The organism is Vibrio sp. 10N.222.46.A1 (assembly GCF_041473595.1).
Lineage (GTDB): Bacteria > Pseudomonadota > Gammaproteobacteria > Enterobacterales > Vibrionaceae > Vibrio > Vibrio tasmaniensis_A.
In genome coordinates, this window is record NZ_JBFRSN010000664.1 from 1 (window position 1) to 397 (window position 397).

Sequence of the window (397 nt, forward strand, 5' to 3'; positions counted from 1 at the left end):
CGTAGCCTGTACCGCCAGCGGCTGTTGTCTTGCCTATGATCGCGAGTACGATATCTTTTGCGGTAATGCCTTCAGCGACTTTGCCTTTTACTTCGATCTTCATGGTTTTAGCGCGCGCTTGTTTTAGCGTTTGAGTTGCTAGAACGTGCTCAACTTCAGAAGTACCGATACCGAATGCTAAAGAACCAAATGCACCGTGTGTTGCAGTGTGTGAGTCACCACATACGATGGTCATGCCCGGCAGAGTAATACCTAGCTCAGGACCCATTACGTGCACAATACCTTGGTATTTGTGGTTTAGATCGTAAAGCGTGACACCAAACTCTTCACAGTTTTTTGATAGCGTTTCCATTTGGATACGAGCCATTTCACCCGAAGCGTTGATGTCTTTCGTTTG

At 46.9% G+C, this 397-nt stretch carries 1 protein-coding gene; it reads right to left on the reverse strand.

Going from position 1 to position 397, the window contains the following annotated elements; all coding sequences use genetic code 11:
- On the reverse strand, window positions 1-397 hold a 397-nt coding region (locus AB4496_RS18005), incomplete at both ends, for an aconitase family protein (protein WP_372131537.1).